The 16,347-nt window shown below is 60.8% G+C and carries 10 protein-coding genes; 6 read left to right on the plus strand and 4 right to left on the minus strand.

Features of this window, described 5'->3' with window-relative positions; all coding sequences use genetic code 11:
- Positions 1-114 precede the first annotated feature (114 nt).
- From AC1DBN_RS16830 to exaC, 4 genes are all read right to left on the minus strand, one after another.
- On the minus strand, positions 115-3,210 hold the full coding sequence (locus AC1DBN_RS16830; protein ID WP_477723722.1) for a primary-amine oxidase: 3,096 nt from the start codon (positions 3,208-3,210) through the stop codon (positions 115-117).
- A gap of 192 nt (positions 3,211-3,402) precedes the next feature.
- Positions 3,403-4,185, minus strand: coding sequence for an enoyl-CoA hydratase/isomerase family protein (locus AC1DBN_RS16835; RefSeq protein ID WP_477723723.1), 783 nt, complete (start codon positions 4,183-4,185; stop codon positions 3,403-3,405).
- 155 nt (positions 4,186-4,340) lie between these two features.
- Positions 4,341-4,769, minus strand: a complete 429-nt coding sequence (locus tag AC1DBN_RS16840; protein WP_477723724.1) for a DUF779 domain-containing protein — start codon at positions 4,767-4,769, stop codon at positions 4,341-4,343.
- Between the two features lie 123 nt (positions 4,770-4,892).
- Positions 4,893-6,416 carry an acetaldehyde dehydrogenase ExaC gene (gene exaC, locus AC1DBN_RS16845; protein ID WP_477723725.1) on the minus strand — a complete coding sequence of 508 codons (1,524 nt, stop codon included), beginning with the start codon at positions 6,414-6,416 and terminating at the stop codon, positions 4,893-4,895.
- Between the two features lie 514 nt (positions 6,417-6,930).
- Here exaC and AC1DBN_RS16850 point away from each other — a divergent pair.
- The 6 genes from AC1DBN_RS16850 to AC1DBN_RS16875 all read left to right on the plus strand — a co-directional run bounded on the left by AC1DBN_RS16850 (position 6,931) and on the right by AC1DBN_RS16875 (position 15,174).
- Positions 6,931-8,319, plus strand: coding sequence for an APC family permease (locus AC1DBN_RS16850; protein WP_477723757.1), 1,389 nt, complete (start codon positions 6,931-6,933; stop codon positions 8,317-8,319).
- Between the two features lie 20 nt (positions 8,320-8,339).
- The gene (locus tag AC1DBN_RS16855) at positions 8,340-9,062 is read left to right on the plus strand and encodes an IclR family transcriptional regulator (protein WP_477723726.1); all 723 of its coding nucleotides are present in this window, start codon (positions 8,340-8,342) and stop codon (positions 9,060-9,062) included.
- 341 nt (positions 9,063-9,403) lie between these two features.
- A complete protein-coding gene (locus AC1DBN_RS16860; protein WP_477723727.1) occupies positions 9,404-10,684 on the plus strand; it encodes an MFS transporter in 1,281 nt (426 codons plus the stop codon).
- Positions 10,681-13,185 carry a glycoside hydrolase family 3 protein gene (locus AC1DBN_RS16865; protein ID WP_231454805.1) on the plus strand — a complete coding sequence of 835 codons (2,505 nt, stop codon included), beginning with the start codon at positions 10,681-10,683 and terminating at the stop codon, positions 13,183-13,185. The genes AC1DBN_RS16860 and AC1DBN_RS16865 overlap by 4 nt, the downstream gene beginning before the upstream one ends.
- Positions 13,186-13,188: 3 nt before the next feature.
- Complete coding sequence (locus AC1DBN_RS16870) at positions 13,189-13,818, plus strand: TetR/AcrR family transcriptional regulator (RefSeq protein WP_231454806.1); 630 nt, start codon at positions 13,189-13,191, stop codon at positions 13,816-13,818.
- A gap of 81 nt (positions 13,819-13,899) precedes the next feature.
- Complete coding sequence (locus AC1DBN_RS16875; RefSeq protein ID WP_231454807.1) at positions 13,900-15,174, plus strand: MFS transporter; 1,275 nt, start codon at positions 13,900-13,902, stop codon at positions 15,172-15,174.
- Positions 15,175-16,347 lie beyond the last annotated feature (1,173 nt).

Raw genomic sequence — 16,347 nt, forward strand, 5'->3', positions numbered from 1 at the left:
TTCCCCTAGACCGAGAGGCCGGGCCCTCCCCCTGGACAAAGGCCCTTGATGACGGCGCTGCTTAGTGAGTTCAGCAGCGCCCGTCCATATCCGCATCTTCCGATGCGAGGGCCTCTACAGCTCGTCGAATACTCGACCCATGTCGGCCCAGGCCTGAGCGCGGGCACGCTTGGTCCAGGCGGCCAGCGCCCACCCTGCCAGAACGATCGCGACTAAGACCCATGGAATGACACGAAGGACCATCGGAATGTCTCCACCGGGCTCCGCGGGAACGAACGAGAAGTAGAGACCGCCGAGTATCGCAACGATAGCGAATATCCCAGCTCCCGCTCCGGCAAGGATAAACTTCCGCATGCGATTTCGCAGTCCGTGAATTATCCCGGCGATACCGAGCATCAGGTACACGAACATCACCACGGGGGTCCCAAAGTTGAGTAGAAGCGTAAAGACGAAGATGCCTCCCGTGACGTGGTTATCAGTTCCAGCAAGCTCGACTTGCGCGTCCTTTGCAACGAAGAGCACCGATCCGGCGATCAGTAGGATCCAGATCACGATAGCCAAGATCATGGAGTTCCACGGGGTGTTCCAATGCGGGTGCAGTCGTCCGAGTCGTTTCGGCAGCACGCCCTCGCGCCCCATGGCGAACAGGACTCGAGACGATGCAGTGTGGAATCCCAAAGCGCAGAACAGGCTTGAACCACCAGCGGCAGCGAGGACCAGTGCCGAGGTGAGCGTGTTCGGAGCCACAGCGGCGAGACCGGTCGCCGAAGCAGGCCAATCAATCCTGGCCTGCTCGACGCCGAAGCCAATCGCGGTCGCGTAGCTGACAATTACATAGAAGATCCCGGCGACCAGGATCGAACCGATCACTGCGCGGGGAATGTTGCGCTTCGAATCACGGGTCTCCTCAGAGAGGGACGCACTCGACTCCGAACCCACGAAAGACAGCATCGCGAAGCTCATACCGAAGAAGACACCGATCCACGGGGCTCCCGCGGCGGGCGGCCAGAAGGCTGTCGGGTCCCAGCTTGTACCGGCTGCTGCAATCGGTGTCTCACCATCGACAAGGCTGACCTCAGGCGAACCCATAGCGATAACAATGAATGCGACCACGAGCATGGCCGACATGCTCAGCACAAGGAAGATGAGCTGGTTCCTTGTTGACACGGCAATGTTGAAGAAGTTGAGGAGGGTGATAATGGCGATACCGAGCAACGTGAACCAGTACCACTGCACTGCACCACCAAGGAGCACTTCGACTAGCTGAGACATGAAGAAGCCGAAGCCGCCCAGCACCCCTGCACCGAAGAGAAGGTATGCGCTCACGTATGCCCAACCTCCGACAAACCCGGTTGTCCTACTTGCACCCTTGCTCAAGTAGGTGTACATCGATCCGGCTGAGGAGAGGCTTCCCGCGAACATGGCGACCACGGACCCCACGCACAACATGCCCAGCGCCCCCAGCAGGAAAGAAAGCGGCGTTTGGACGAAGTCTCCGGCAGCGTAGCGCTCGGCCGGGTCGTACTGTGTAACCCACAGGTGCTTTGTGGCGAATGCGGCACGGGCGGCGAGCGAGGAGGCCGGGTCGGCCATCAGGGTGGGCTGGTCCCCGGGGTACAGCACGTAACCGGTGGGCTGGCCCAGCCGGTTTGTCTTCTCAGTGTTCACGATGTGCCAGGCGCGGCCTACTGATCCCTTAGCGTCACGGGCCGCTGTTTGTTCGGTGGCCAGACGCGTGACCGACTTCGTGAAGGCCTCCCCACGGTCGTTGGTGTCGCTGAACGGCAGGCGCACGGCGTCGACTTCATCGACGGCGTTTTTTACGCCGTCCACCATCATGTCCAGCCGTGCGCTGAAGAGATGCTGGTGATAGGGGGCTCCCAGTCCGGGGGCAACCTCCGAAGTGTAGGGGGCGTCGGCCTCCGCGTACCCGGAGGTGAAGAGGATGCCGGTGAGTTTGGCTTCAAGCTCGATCGTCCCGTCGAGATAGAGGTACCAGTAGAACCCGTAGTCGTAGTTGCCTACCGTGGTGAAGCTGCTGATCACCAGGCGGCGGGAGCGCCTGACCTCGCTGGAGTTGGTGAACATATCGGAATGCTTCCAGAGGGTTCCGAAGTCCTCTTCGTGCATGCAGATGCCGTTCTTGATGGTGAACGGCGTTCCTAGTTCGTCGCTGAGGACAGCGTCGAAGTACTGGATTTCGCCTACGCAGTCGCAGCCCAGTTCCAGCGAGTTGGTGAAGCGGCCGAAGAGGTACTCGCCGAGGTCAAAATAGTTTTGCCAGAACCGGATGGGCGAAGGGTCCCCGTACGGCACAACCATCTCCGCGATCGAGCCCCGGTACATGACCGGACGTTCCTCACCCTGGTCCGTGAAGGACAGGTTTCGCAGGATCAGGCCTTCACGGGCATCGAAGCCGATGTCGAATTTCCAGTTAGCCCAAGTGACCGAACGCCCCTCTACGGTGAAGCTGGGGCCTTCGGGCTGGGTGATTTCTATGGGCTTGAGCGTGCTTAGCGGTTCGCCCTGCACTGCGGGGTCATCAAAGTTGCCGGACTCAGCCGGAACCGGCACAGCCCCGGTATCGATGAGGCGGGTAATTTTGCGGTCGATCGTGTCAACATAAGCGCACAGCCCCTCGAGTGGATGTGCCCAGGGATGGTCTTCGGGGTAGTCCTGGCGGAAGGCCAGGACCCGTACGATGCGACGCCCTGCTTCCTCCTCGAAGCCGTAGGAGCCCGCGGACAACGGAATGCATACAACCTTCTGCGGCTCCGTCCCCCGGTCGGCGAGGGACTGCACCCAGCGGGGGTCTTCAGCGCAGATCCCGGCAATGGCATCGAACTCCTCCAACAGAATGGGAGTCTGGCCCTCGGCCGGGTCGATGGCCACGGAGGTCAACACACTGGCCTGGTCCAGGGAGACGATGTTGTCCGTGGAAGCACCGGTCGCCATGTCCAGCAACATCACCCGGGCCCGGCGTTCCGGTCGGGGACCGGCACCCTCAACGTAGGCAAGGACTTCCCGCTTATGGGGTTCCTCCAACCCCACATAGGCAAACCGGGTGGTGAGTGCGAAGGTAGATTCAGCCGAAATGATCTCCCGAATCTTGACGAACTCGTCGGCTGTCAGATCCGACAGCGGTGCTGTCGGAGACTGGGCAGGATGACCGGGATGGTGGGCGGAGCTTTCAACAACGGGGATGGCCATGGAGGTCCTTCTTTCTGTGCAGTGATGCTGGGGAGAAATTGCCTGGATGTGGACGTTCAGGCGAGTTTTTCCTTCTGCCGAGGCATGAGGCCTGGCCGGACGTGCCCGGCGATCAGGGCCCGGAGCATAGGGGCTGGTGAGTTTTTCGGGGGCGAGGCTTCCTGATACTTGCTATCGGGCTGGACGGAATACTCATGCACGCCCTACGGCTTTGCTGCGGCCCGCAAAAGATAAGATCCGGTTCCTGGTGTTTTCGTGGGAAACAATGCTGGTAATGGTCGCCACTTCGTCGTCCAGATGTTTTCCGTAGGCGGCGACAGTGGCCGTGGTGAGCAGGCGTTTGGTCGGCCCCAGCGTCTGGGCCGCAGAACCTGCGAGGCGGAGGGCCAAGTCTTGGGCCCTGATCTGAAGTGCAGATTCGTCCACGACCTCATTGACCAGACCCCACTGGAGTGCCTCCGCTGCCGTAACCACTCGGCCAGACAGGCAGATCTCGGCCGCCCTGCGCGGACCAACCACTTGGGGCAGAAGATATGAGACGCCACAGTCAGGCGTCAGACCCACCTTCGCATAGGCGCTTTGGAAGAACGCGTTCGAGGAAGCAAGGACCAGATCAGCGTTCAGGACCAGGGCGAGCCCTGCCCCCGCGGCTGCCCCATGGACGGCTGCAATCGTCACAAGCCGGGACCGGGTCAAGGCGAGTAGCCCTTCGCTCATCTTTCCGGCCAAAATGCGAAGAAATTCGGCAGGGTCCTCAGCATCGGCCATGGCCGCCACGTCGCCGCCGGCGCAAAAGAACTTACCGGAGCCCTGTAGAACGAGCACATGAACGTCAGGGTTGTCGTTTGCGAGGTCTACTGCCGCGCAGAACTCCTCGGCGAGGGCGACACTCAGGGCGTTGGCAGCAGCGGGCCGGTCCAGCATTATCCAGGCAACTCCGCCGTCGCACCGGAACTTGAGGTTTTCAAATGTCATTGGGCTTTGCTTCCTTAGACGGTTCAAAGGTTGACGAGTCGGAATGTTCCGCAGCACCCTGACCATCACTGATAAGGGGCACGTCAATCACCTTGCTAAATTCAGACTCGGTCGGTGAGCGGGGAACGCAGCTATCTGTACAGCCGCAGTGCTGTCTAGGCGGACCAGTTCATGAGCGATGAGCGGATGAGGAAGCGCACTCCGTCGGGTGATTCCAGTGAAAACCCGCTCCCTCTGCCCTGCACCACGTCCACCGTTAGATGGGTATGGCTCCAGTAAGCAAACTGCTCTCTGGACATCCAAAAATCCACTGGCTGGTGCTCAGTGTCAGAGCCTTCACTCTCAGCTTTGGAGGTAATGTCGAATCGTCCAAGCAGGACGTCGGCCGCTCCAGTCTGAAATTCACCTCTGGGATAGCACATGGGCGCCGATCCATCGCAGCAGCCACCGGACTGGTGGAACATCAACGCTCCATGCCTCACCCACAGTTTTCTCAGTAACTCCACTGCATCCGATGTCAGCGCCACCCTGGAGAAATCCTCGCCAGGGAGTGTTACAGCGGCGTCAAGGCGAGCTGTTGTCATGAGGAACTCCTCAGGTAGAACCGTCCAGGCATGTCCTGCAGCGTTTGGGCGAATGACTTCGGAGGCGTAGAAGGTGGTGCGGAAGGATGAAAACGTCAGCCCTGCCGCACAGCCCCCGGTCGTTTAGAAGAAGCCGAGTTTGTTTTCGTCGTAGCTGACCAGCAGGTTCTTGGTCTGCTGGTAGTGGTCCAGCATCATGGCGTGGTTTTCGCGCCCGATGCCGGAGGACTTGTAGCCGCCGAACGCGGCGCCGGCCGGATAGGCATGGAAGTTGTTGACCCAGACGCGGCCGGCCTGGATTTCGCGGCCCGCCCGGTAGGCGATGTTGCCGTTGCGTGACCAAACGCCTGCGCCGAGTCCGTAGAGGGTGTCGTTCGCGATCTCCATGGCCTCGTTGTAGTCGCTGAACTTCGCGACCGAGAGGACAGGTCCGAAGATTTCCTCCTGAAAGATCCGCATCTTGTTGTGGCCTTCAAAGACCGTGGGCTGAACGTAGTAGCCGCCGGCGAGGTCGCCGGGGAGATCGGCGCGGAACCCTCCGGTGAGCAGTTTGGCGCCTTCCTGCCTTCCGATGTCAATGTAGGAGAGGATCTTTTCGAGCTGGTCGTTGGAGGCCTGGGCTCCGAGCTGGGTTTCGGTGTCTAGCGGGTTGCCCTGAATGATTGTCTCTACCCGTGCCACGGCGTCGGCCATGAAGGACTCGTAGATGTCCTCCTGGACCAGTGCGCGGGACGGGGCGGTGCAGACCTCGCCCTGGTTTAAGGCAAAGAGGGCGAAGCCTTCGAGCGCCTTGTCGTAAAAGGCGTCGCTGGAGTCGGCGACGTCGTTGAAGAAGAGGTTGGGGCTCTTACCGCCGAGTTCGAGCGTGACCGGGATTAGGTTCTGACTGGCGTACTGGCTGATCAGACGGCCCGTGGTGGTCTCGCCCGTGAACGCAATCTTTCGGATGCGGGGGCTGGACGCGAGCGGCTTGCCGGCTTCGACACCGAAGCCGTTGACGACGTTGACCACGCCCGCGGGCAGGATGTCGGCCAGCAGCTCCATCAGCACCAGGATCGATGCCGGGGTCTGCTCGGCCGGCTTGAGGACCACTGCGTTACCCGCAGCCAAGGCGGGGGCGAGTTTCCAGACGGCCATCAGTATCGGAAAGTTCCACGGAACGATTAGTCCCACTACCCCGAGCGGCTCGTGGTAGTGGTAGGCGGTGGTGTTGTCGTCGAGCTGTGACAGGCGGCCTTCCTGCGCGCGAATGGCTGAGGCGAAGTAGCGGAAATGGTCTGCTACCAACGGGATGTCCGCCGCGAGTGACTCGCGCACCGGCTTGCCGTTGTCCCAGGTCTCTGCCACGGCCAGCAGCTCCAGGTTCTGCTCAATCCGGTCGGCCACCTTGTTCAGTACCGCAGCGCGCTCGGCCGCCGATGCTTTACCCCAGGCAGGTGCGGCTTTATGTGCGGCATCCAGGGCAAGATCGATGTCCTCGGCCGTGCTCCTGGCTACCTCACAAAAGGCCTTACCGGTGACGGGGGTGATGTTTTCGAAGTACTGGCCCTTAACGGGGGCCACCCATTCGCCGCCGATCCAGTTCTCATAGCGGTCCTTGAAGGTGACTTTCGAGCCCTCGGTGCCGGGCTGTGCGTAAACAGTCATTGTTGTTCTCCTTAATTTCCTGAATTCCTCACCCTCGAAAAACTTGCGCGGTTATCCGGGCAGACAAATGTTTTCCGTTGTTATGAGGAATAGGACTAGATACTTTCTTGGCGGTATTCCGAACTAACTCACATTCGGGTGGTTCCGCAGCCTCATCCCAAGGATGTGATCTTCGTCTCCCGATGTCGGCTACAAACCAAGCTACCGGCGTGCACGCCCTAAAACGAGATGTTTCTTGAAAATTCAGATGGGAAATTTCCTGCAAATTCTCCCGAGCTAGTTAACATGCCTGAAACATACCCGCAACATGCCGGAAATGTTGGCTTCTTCGGGCATTAGCATCAGCAAAGTGTTATGGTCGATCAATCTCGGGCCGATGCCTTGCCGCCGCAGTGACGGGATGGATAGCCCTTTGCATTGAGAGTCAGAAGCCGTGTCCGTTCCTCGCAACCGCTTGATATCCGCTCATTCACCCGTCGCTGGGCTCAGCCGCCGGAAGCTGCCGTTTATACCCGTGTTCGCGCAAGCGGTGGCGGCAGTTGCTCCCGCCGGGGGTATGTCGGTTGTTCCTGCTCTGGTGTTCGGCGCTGCGGGCACCAACCTCGTGATGTCCTTCCTGATCGCTATGTCAGTGATGCTGCTCGTCTCGTCCTGTCTTCGCCCGATGGCGCAAAGAATGGCGGCCGTCAGTGGCCTGTACAGCTACACAGCAAAGGGGCTCGGCCCCAGCGCGGCTATCACTGCAGGCTGGTCGATGATCTTCGGCTATGGTCTGATCGCGATGGCGAGCCTGCTGGCCGTCGGGACCTACGGCGCCAACATTGTGGAGAGTCTGTTGGGTTCCGTCGGCGGCGGAACCCTGGTCGTAACCTTGATCATGCTTGCTGCCGCTGCCCTTGCGGGCTTCTTTATGGTCCGCGGCATCCACATATCAGCCAAGGTGACCCTCCTGGTGGAGTGCGTTTCAATCCTGTTGCTGGCTTCTTTGCTTACGGCCTATTTCATACTGGCCCGACCACATGTGGACCTCGGTTCGCTCATTTCAGTGAACGGAAATTTCGACTCGCTCTCCCTCGGGGTAGTTGTCGCGGTTAGCGCTTTTGTCGGTTTCGAAAGCTCAACGACTCTGGGAGGAGAAGCGCAGCGGCCCTTTATCAACATCCCACGCACGATACGTTGGACTCCGATAGTCACCGGCGCGCTCTACCTTCTTGCGGTAACGGGACAGGACATCGCACTGAAGGACGCACCCGGTTTCATCGCTTCAAGCGCAACACCGCTATCGGACATGTTCTACTTCAAGACTTCCGCCCTCATGGCGGTCATGTTGGACGTGGGAATAGCCGCATCTTTTTTTGCCTGTGCCGTTGCCTCAGTCAACGCGCTGGCAAGAACCCTCTTTTGTATGGGAAGGGAGGGCGTTGCACCAACAATGATCGGGCGCACTCATCCAACCCTCAGAACGCCGTGGGCTGCAATTTTGACGGCCATGCCCGTTATCACCGCCGTACCCATCGTCATGGTCCTGTCCGGGGTCTCACCCGAAAAAGGGCTCACCCACCTCTTCACCTTGGGCGCCTACGGCTATCTCGGCGCCTACGTACTGGCAAGCGCATCCCTGCCCTTTTTCCTCAGGCGGATCGGGGAAGGAGCTTGGTTTTCCTGGGCTCTGGGAGGGGTGACGGTTGGCGCCGTAGCTTTCGTGGTCTGGAATGCAGTTTCGGTCTCAGCTCAGGAAGGCAACGTGCAAGCTGGCGTCTATGGCTCTGTTGTGGCCCTCAGCGCCCTATATGCCCAGTTTCTCCGGTGGCGCTCCCCCGCTCTCATGGATGAGGTCGGAATATACGATGAAACAAGGGAATCCGATCTTCACTACTCTCGGAAATCCGGGCGGAGATCGTGAATCTCGGAAGACCAGAGCGCTTGCAATCAAGTGCGACAGTAAACTCGTTGCGAATTCTTGAAACAGTTGCCCGGCTAGGCCCTGGTACAACCGCCAAAGATATTACTGATGCGTTATCAATGCCACCAGCAACCGCTTATAGGCTGCTCAATGCACTCGTTGGCGACGAATATCTGGTAAGAACTGCCGATTTGCGCGGCTTTGCTTTAGGGCACGCGATTACCGCCTTGATCTCGGCAGGTGCAGTGCCATCAGTTCCAACGTCGGCGCGAGATGCCCTAGAAGAATTTCGAGGACAAACACGATTTGCCGTTCACCTAGTCGCCTTCCAAGCATCGTCCATTAGAATCGCTGATTCTGATCCTGACCACCCTCCGCGTTCCGAAACTGAGATGACGCGATATCTGCACGCGTCGGCCGCCGGTAAATTGTTTCTTTCGCAATTGGAAGATCTCCTTGCGGTTCTTCCCGGGGGTTCACTCAAGAAATTGACACCCAAAACGATCACGAGCCTCGCATCCTTGCAAGACGATCTTGAGGAAGCTAGGGAGAGGGGCTACGCAATGCAGGTCGATGAACTGGAGGAAGGTCGCTGCTGTGTCGCAGTTCCCATAGCGTTACCCGGTTCAACACCGGGAGGCGCATTATGTTTGGGCGGCACATCGGAACGACTGGACGCCATTCGGGCGCACATAGCATCGGCGCAGCAGGCAGCCGAGCGGCTAGCTCCGCTCCTTCTCTGACCTCAGAAGCGTTGGAGTTAGTTCTTAGTCTCAGTTCCGGCTCTGAATCTTCTGGCGTCTTTGCCCGTCGTGGGAATCCGCTATAAGAAACAACGATTCCCTCGAAGCTTTGTGGCTTCGTAGCGACGCAGTAGACATTCCCGTTCACACCCCTGAAGCCTGCTGGCAGGGCGCGAATTTTTAGAGGCAGACGGGGCGGGTAGAAGCCCGGGCACAGCGTAAGGTAACGATACAGATAACAGACCGAGCACTCGGTCTGTTAGTGGTATCGTGGTATCCATCACATCAGGGACTGATACCTGGTGCTCCCCTCCCCCAACCCACAGAAAGCGATGAGACCCATGGTTGTGTCTGATCCGGCTGCAGGAGCGACGTTGCCGTCGCCCAACACCTCCCTTCCCAAGGAAAAAGCCAAAGCAAACGTGATCGCCACGATGGTTCTGGCCCGGCTCGGGCTTATGACGGCTCTTTCCGTGCCCATCGTGGCCGGGATGACGCTCAAGGTGCAGTCTTTGGTGTCCGAGGCTGCAGTTGCCTCTACGCTGGGTTTCGTCATCTCTATGGGGGCCTTCGCCGCCCTCCTCTTCGACCCCATCTTTGGCCGGCTAAGCGACCGCACTATTGGCCGTTTCGGCCGCCGTCGCCCTTGGCTGGTCGCTGGCGCCGTGGGACTGCTGGTGAGCCTGGCCGTGATCGCGCTGGCACCAAATGTCGTGGTTCTGGCCATCGGCTGGTTCTTTGCTCAGGCCCTTGGCAATGCTGCGGTGGCTGCGCATACGGCCTCCCTGGCAGACCAGATACCTCAGTGGCAGCGCGGCAAAGTTAGCGGCATGATCGGCATCGCTTCCCAGGCCGCGGGCTTGGGGGCGGCGTACTCGGCAAGTCTTCTCGGACAGAACATGCTACTTCTGTTCCTGGTTCCCGGAGTCCTCGGGCTGATCCTGGTCCTCGTCTTTGCATTCGTGTTGCCGGACCAGCCCATGGAGCGCCGGCCTGCATCTGAAGGTGGCCTGCGCACCGCATTGAAGACCTTCTGGGTTAACCCGGTCAAGCACCCGGACTTCGCCTTTGCCTGGATCTCACGCTTTCTTGTCGTCCTGGCATTGTTCATGTTCGTCACGTTCCGTCTCCTGTACCTGCAGCAGGACCTGGGCCTTTCCAAACAGGACGCAGCAGGTGCCTTGGCCACCGGTGTCCTCATTTACACCCTCGCGCTGGTTACTGCAGGCCAAATTGCCGGATGGCTATCGGACAGGCTCGGGCGTCGAAAGGTCTTTATCTGGATCTCAGCCATCATCTTCGGCCTAGGCACATGGATGCTGACCCTGGCTGACTCTACAACCGGCTTCTATTGGGCGGAACTGGTTATCGGCATCGGCTTCGGCACCTACATCGCCGTTGACCTTGCCCTCGTCATTGATGTCCTCCCCAACCCGGATGACACAGCAAAGGACCTCGGTGTCTTCAACATCGCCATGGCCGGCCCGCAGACACTTGCGCCGGCAGTATCAGCTGCACTGCTCGCAATGGGTGGCGGGAGCTACGACCTCTTGCTGGCCGTGGCAGCCGTGATCGCCCTGTTCGGTGCGCTGACGATTCTTCCGGTAAAGAAGGTCCGATGAGCGAATATCACGTGCCGACAAGCGCAGACAGCGAGGAGAGCGCAGCCATGGGCCAGGACCTTGGAAGCGCCATCGAACAGGCGATTGCCGCTTTGGACCTTCCTTCGAAGGTCAAGCTCCTCTCCGGGGCAAGGATGTTCAGCTTGTCGGATGAGCCCGCGATCGGCCTTCAGGAAATCGTGATGTCCGACGGGCCCTCAGGGGTACGCGGTCCGCTGGTGGTCGGAGGACGGGTCTCTTGCCTGCTGCCTAACGCAACGCTCATCGCCCAAAGCTGGGACGTGGACGTGATGCGCGAGGTCGGACATATCCTTGCAGACGAAGCAGAGGACCAAGGAACCCATGTCGTCCTGGGCCCCACGGTAAACCTTCACCGGACCCCGCTGGGAGGGCGCCTGTTTGAATGCTTCAGCGAAGACCCTGTCCTCACCGGTCACCTCGGGGCAGCCTACGTACAATCCCTGCAGGAACGGGGGATCGCGGCGACACCAAAACACTTCCTGGCCAACGAAGCCGAAACCGAGCGCACCACGGTGGACTCGGTGGTTCCGGAAGATGCCCTCCGGGAGTTGTATCTGCTGCCCTTCCAGATCATGGTGGAAGACGCCCGACCCTGGACGATCATGGCCTCGTACAACAAGATCAACGGAATCGCGGCCACCGAGCACGACGAGCTCCTGAACAAAGTCCTAAAAGAGGAATGGGGATTCGACGGGCTCGTGATGTCCGATTGGCTCGCCACCAAAACAGTCGTGGAAAGCGCCAACGGTGGGCTGGACCTCGTCATGCCCGGACCGGACACCCCCTGGAGCCGGTCATTGACTGCCACCGTCCAGAAAGGTGACGTCTCCGAGGACACCATCGACGACCACGTCCGCAGACTTCTCAAGCTCGCCTCACGGGTGGGGGCCTTCGACGAGAGTCGCAGCTGGACACGGAACCTGCCCCGCCCTGATAGCCCGGAACGCCGCGGACAGCTGCGCCGGCTCGCTGCCCGCAGCATGGCCGTCCTGGTCAACCGCGACAACACGCTTCCACTCCGCAGGGACTCCACGGAAAGCGTGGTGATCATCGGCCGTCACGGGATCGATACCGTGGCGCAAGGTGGCGGCTCCGCCATCGTGCGCCCGCCCCACGTCGTCAGCGCCGCCACGGGAATAGCGCGGGCCCTCGGCGAGGACCGCGTAACCGTCGTCGACGGGGTTCAAACCCGGACGCAATGGCTCGCAGCGAATCCGGAACTCCTCCGGGATCCGGAAACCGGGACCCGTGGTGTGCGCGCCCGGACCTTCGACAAAGAAGGTAATCTGCTCGGCACCCGCCACCTGGATGTCCCGGAGCTTGAGGTCAGCGGGGAAAGCTGGGCTTCCGGAGCGGCGTCCATCGAGCTCTCTGCCGAGCTGGCACTCGACAAGCCCGCCAGGATGATGATCGGCACCCGCGGGGCCGGCGTCTGGGACCTTTCCGCGTCCGGATACCGGGAGTCCTTCCGGACCCGCTTCCACGACGGTCCGGGCGGTGGCTTCTTCCGTCCCAAAAGCCATGCCACACCACTGGACGTCGGTCCGGGAGCGCGGATCAGCGCGACCACTGAGGCTGAGGACGAGAATCGCCTCATCGGCCTGGTCGCGGAACCCGCGCTGAAAAACAGCGCTGCTGCCATCCGGGACGCTGTGGCGGCCGCCGCTGACGCAGACGTGGCTGTCGTCGTCGTCGGTTACACGCAGGAACAGGAAACGGAAGGCCAGGACAAGAGCACCCTCTCCCTGCCCGGGGACCAGGATGCGCTTGTGGCGGCGGTGGCGGCCGTGGCGAAGCGGACCGTTGTGGTCCTGAATGCCGCCACGCCGGTTCTCATGCCGTGGATCGCGGACGTGGACGCGGTGGTCTTTGCCGGCCTGCCGGGACAGGAAGCGGGCGACGCCATTGCCGCGGCATTGACCGGCGACGTCGAACCTGCAGGACGCCTGGTCACCACTTTCCCTGCCCGGGACGGCCAAGGCCCGGCGTGGTCAGTGGCACCCCGTAACGGCAGGCTCCCGTATTCAGAGGGAACAGGAGTGGGATACAGGGGATGGAGCACCTCCTCTGAGCAGCCCCTTTTCTGGTTCGGACATGGCCTCGGCTACACCGAATGGGACTACAAGGCCGCCGAGATCACGTCCATGGAGGGGGAAGCTGTGAAGTCCGTGCGTGTCGCCGTCGGCAACGTAGGGAACCGCGCAGGAACAGAAACAGTGCAGGTCTACCGCTTCCCTGATGACCGTTCCGTTCCTCCACGGCTCATCGGTTGGGCGCAGCTTCACCTGGGACCCGGCGGGCAGGCAAGCATCGACGTCAGCTGCGACCCCCGCGCGCAACGGCTGTGGAACAGTACGGCCCATCGTTGGGATGACATCATCGGAGGCCGGGTCGTCGTCGCGCGTGGACTTGGCGATGTCAGACTGGAACTGGCTCCCACAAGACACGAGGCCGTAGTGGCCGGAAGAAGCAAGGAGTAAACCATGTCGTATCCAGCCGGATACCGAATAGAGCGGGAGCACCCCCGGCGCCGTCAAAGCGGGGAAACTGCAAGGCTGAAGGCGATCCAGGCCGCGATTGAGCTCTTTGCAGTGGGCGGTTACGGTGGAACGTCCATTGCCGATGTCGCGGTGAAGACCGGTCTCTCGCAATCGGGTCTGCTTCATCATTTTCCGTCCAAAACGGTCTTGCTGGCGGCGGTGCTTGAGCACCGTTCCAAGGAAGATGCTGACTTCCTTTTCGACGGCGAGCAGGCTCCGCTGGGCTGGGCAGCCTTCGATGCCCTGGTGTCCCTGGTTGCGAGGAACTCCACCCGGCCCGACTGGGTGGGGCTTTTCGTGAGGCTCTCCGCCGAAGCCACCGAACCAGGACATCCCGCGCATCAATGGCTTCTGGACCACTATTCGAGCCTGCGCCGGTGGCTTGGCGAAGCGTTGGAAGACGGGAAGGTCCACGGGGACGTCGCACAGGACGCACCCGTGGAGGCAATCGTCAACAACACCATCGCCGTCCTTGACGGCATGCAGCAGCAATGGCTGTGCGCTCCGGGGAGTTTCTCCATGGTGGCGCAGTTCAGAACCTTCATCGAAAGCATCAAGACCACTTGGGGCTAAGGTCCGGCACTGGGGAGGTTCCGCTTGATCCGCGGACTTCCCCTCTGTTGCCGTGCCCGGTTCACGGAGAAAGTCAGAAACATGGAAACTCCTGCCACACATCAAGTAGCGGTTGAAACGGACGCCCCGGAGCGGCACGAAGGGCAGCGGCGCACCATCAGCGTTCTCATCGCAGGACAGGTCCTCGGCGGACTAGGAATGGGCGCCTCGCTTTCGCTCGGTTCCCTTCTTGCCGTCCAGGTTTCCGGCTCCACGGCCTGGTCCGGAATGGCCGCCACGATGAATACACTCGGCGCCGCCGCCTTTGCCATCCCCTTGGCCCGCACCGCTGTGAAACGGGGACGGGGAGTTTCGCTCGCGGCCGGATCGCTGACGTCCGGATTCGGTGCAGCCCTGGCTATCGCTTCGGCGGCAATATCGTCCTTCCCGGCCTTGCTGATTGGGCTCATCCTGCTTGGCGCGGGAACCGCTGTGAGCTTCCAGGCCCGCTTCGCTGCCACGGATCTGTCAACGCCAAAGAGCCGTGGCCGCGACCTTTCCATCGTCGTATGGTCAACCACCATTGGTGCGGTTTCGGGCCCCAACCTCTTCGAACCCGGAGAGGCATTCGGCAGGCTGGTCCACTTGCCGGCGCTAACGGGCGCCTTCGCGTTCACAGTGGTGGCCCAGTTACTTGCCGCCCTGGTCTTTTATGCGGGCCTCCGGCTTAAGCCTCCGGTTCGGGGGCCCAAACCGGGAAAAGACAGCGGCACCAGAACCAAACCTGATTCCGGCTTCAAGATCCTTCGCCACAATCCCGGCGCCCGCTACGCCGTGACGGTGGTGGCGCTCAGCCATGGCGCCATGGTTGCTCTCATGTCAATGACCCCGGTGCATCTGCACGATCATGGGGCGAGCCTCGCCGTCGTCGGCATGACCATCAGCCTCCATATTGCGGGGATGTTCGGCCTTTCACCACTGTTCGGGTGGCTCTCAGACCGCCTCGGCCGGATTCCCGTGCTGCTGACGGGGCAGGCAATGCTGCTGGCATCCTTGGTGCTCGCCTGGCTCGCCCCGCACACCATGGTGACTCCGAGCCTGATCCTCCTGGGTCTGGGATGGTCGGCATCCATCGTTTCCGGCTCGGCTCTCGTGGGCGACTCGGTGTCCGCAGCCGAACGGGCACCCCTGCAAGGTGTTTCAGACCTCCTCATGAACCTCACCGGTGCAACTTGCGGAGCCCTCGCGGGACCCGTCCTCGCCGCCGTCGGCTATTCCGGGCTTGGCACAGGAACCATGGCACTGGTCGGCGCCGTTACTGTGTTTACCCTTTGGCGTTTGCTCACGGCCCGCCCGGGCTCCAGTCAGCTGACATGACAGCCGTAGGCTGCGGGGCGCGGGTTGAAGCCGTCGCCGGAACATTCGCAGCAGCCCAGCAGGACAGGAGTTCCATTCACGCCTTGCCATGGCACGGCACCACCTCGAAAACCTGCTTGCCGGTCTCTCTGCCACGGTGACCGCCGCAGATCCTGAAGGGCGGTCGGCCTCCTTCGGGGAGCCCGCAGAATACGACGGCGTGCGCCGTCTCATGTCGCCAGATGAGGCTCTGTTAGGGTCCCGCCTGACATTCCAAGAGGGACACCATGGGCTTTGCCCATGAGCTGAAAAGGAGGCAAACCACTGTCGAACGCCCAGCGAGGAGGCCGAAAAGTGCCCTCAGGCTGGCCACTGGTGCGCATGCATATTCGACTTGAAACTATTCGCCTGCGACAGCGCTGCAGGACCAGCAGCTAAAAGTTGGGCGAATAAGGCCCGGTGTAGAGCCGGTTTCCTTAAATCCCATGAACCTAGCTCACGGGCGGGAGTTCGTCTGCTTAAAGCACACCCCATCCTGACGTCAAAACCGCCTGACAAGGGAGGATAGGGCCTGTGGGCGGAGTTCCTGCTCGTTCTCAGAGGCCCGCCCAGCCACGACATATGACTTAGACACCCCCTGCCCCAAACGGACTTCATCAGGTCCAGATTCTTTGGCCTATTTCGACGATTCTCGAGCTACTCCCCCCGTTTCCTTCTCCTCTGACTGTCAGGGTGGGATCTGAGAACATCGTGAGCCACCGTCAAGAAAAAGGAATTTCCCACAATTTTGACGCTCACACACGAAGTGGCGGGTGCCGCCCGAGTGATGAGAACTCGAGGACATAGGGCCAAGCGATAATGCGTGACTTGGTGCCAGCCGCGCTCCGCTGCTCCGCGCCCTACCTTGACGGAATATTCATTATCGGCGATCGGAAATTAGCGGAGGATTACTGAAGGAGGGGCTGTTACTTCTAACGATCCGTAGGGAGAGCTCTTCACCTCCGAGGGACTACGCAAAGCGGCTGCGTGCCGTGCACATTGCAGGGCGCCCCGGGGTCCCACAGGTCCAAACAGGCGCTTTTTTAGATGATCATGCCAAGAGCCAGCGCAGCAGCGGTGCGAGTTGTACTCTACGTATCTCATCTGATGAATTAATCCGCCCTAATCCCAAGTAATTAGCAGGGGGACCACTGG

Source organism: Pseudarthrobacter sp. 10T415 (genome assembly GCF_056394175.1).

Bases quoted from the DNA above. Each gene is read 5' to 3' on its own strand.
- AC1DBN_RS16830 (WP_477723722.1), bottom strand. From the start codon at position 3,210: ATGGCCATCCCCGTTGTTGAAAGCTCCGCCCACCATCCCGGTCATCCT.
- AC1DBN_RS16835 (WP_477723723.1), bottom strand. From the start codon at position 4,185: ATGACATTTGAAAACCTCAAGTTCCGGTGCGACGGCGGAGTTGCCTGG.
- AC1DBN_RS16840 (WP_477723724.1), bottom strand. From the start codon at position 4,769: ATGACAACAGCTCGCCTTGACGCCGCTGTAACACTCCCTGGCGAGGAT.
- exaC (WP_477723725.1), bottom strand. From the start codon at position 6,416: ATGACTGTTTACGCACAGCCCGGCACCGAGGGCTCGAAAGTCACCTTC.
- AC1DBN_RS16860 (WP_477723727.1), top strand. From the start codon at position 9,404: ATGGTTGTGTCTGATCCGGCTGCAGGAGCGACGTTGCCGTCGCCCAAC.
- AC1DBN_RS16865 (WP_231454805.1), top strand. From the start codon at position 10,681: ATGAGCGAATATCACGTGCCGACAAGCGCAGACAGCGAGGAGAGCGCA.
- AC1DBN_RS16870 (WP_231454806.1), top strand. From the start codon at position 13,189: ATGTCGTATCCAGCCGGATACCGAATAGAGCGGGAGCACCCCCGGCGC.
- AC1DBN_RS16875 (WP_231454807.1), top strand. From the start codon at position 13,900: ATGGAAACTCCTGCCACACATCAAGTAGCGGTTGAAACGGACGCCCCG.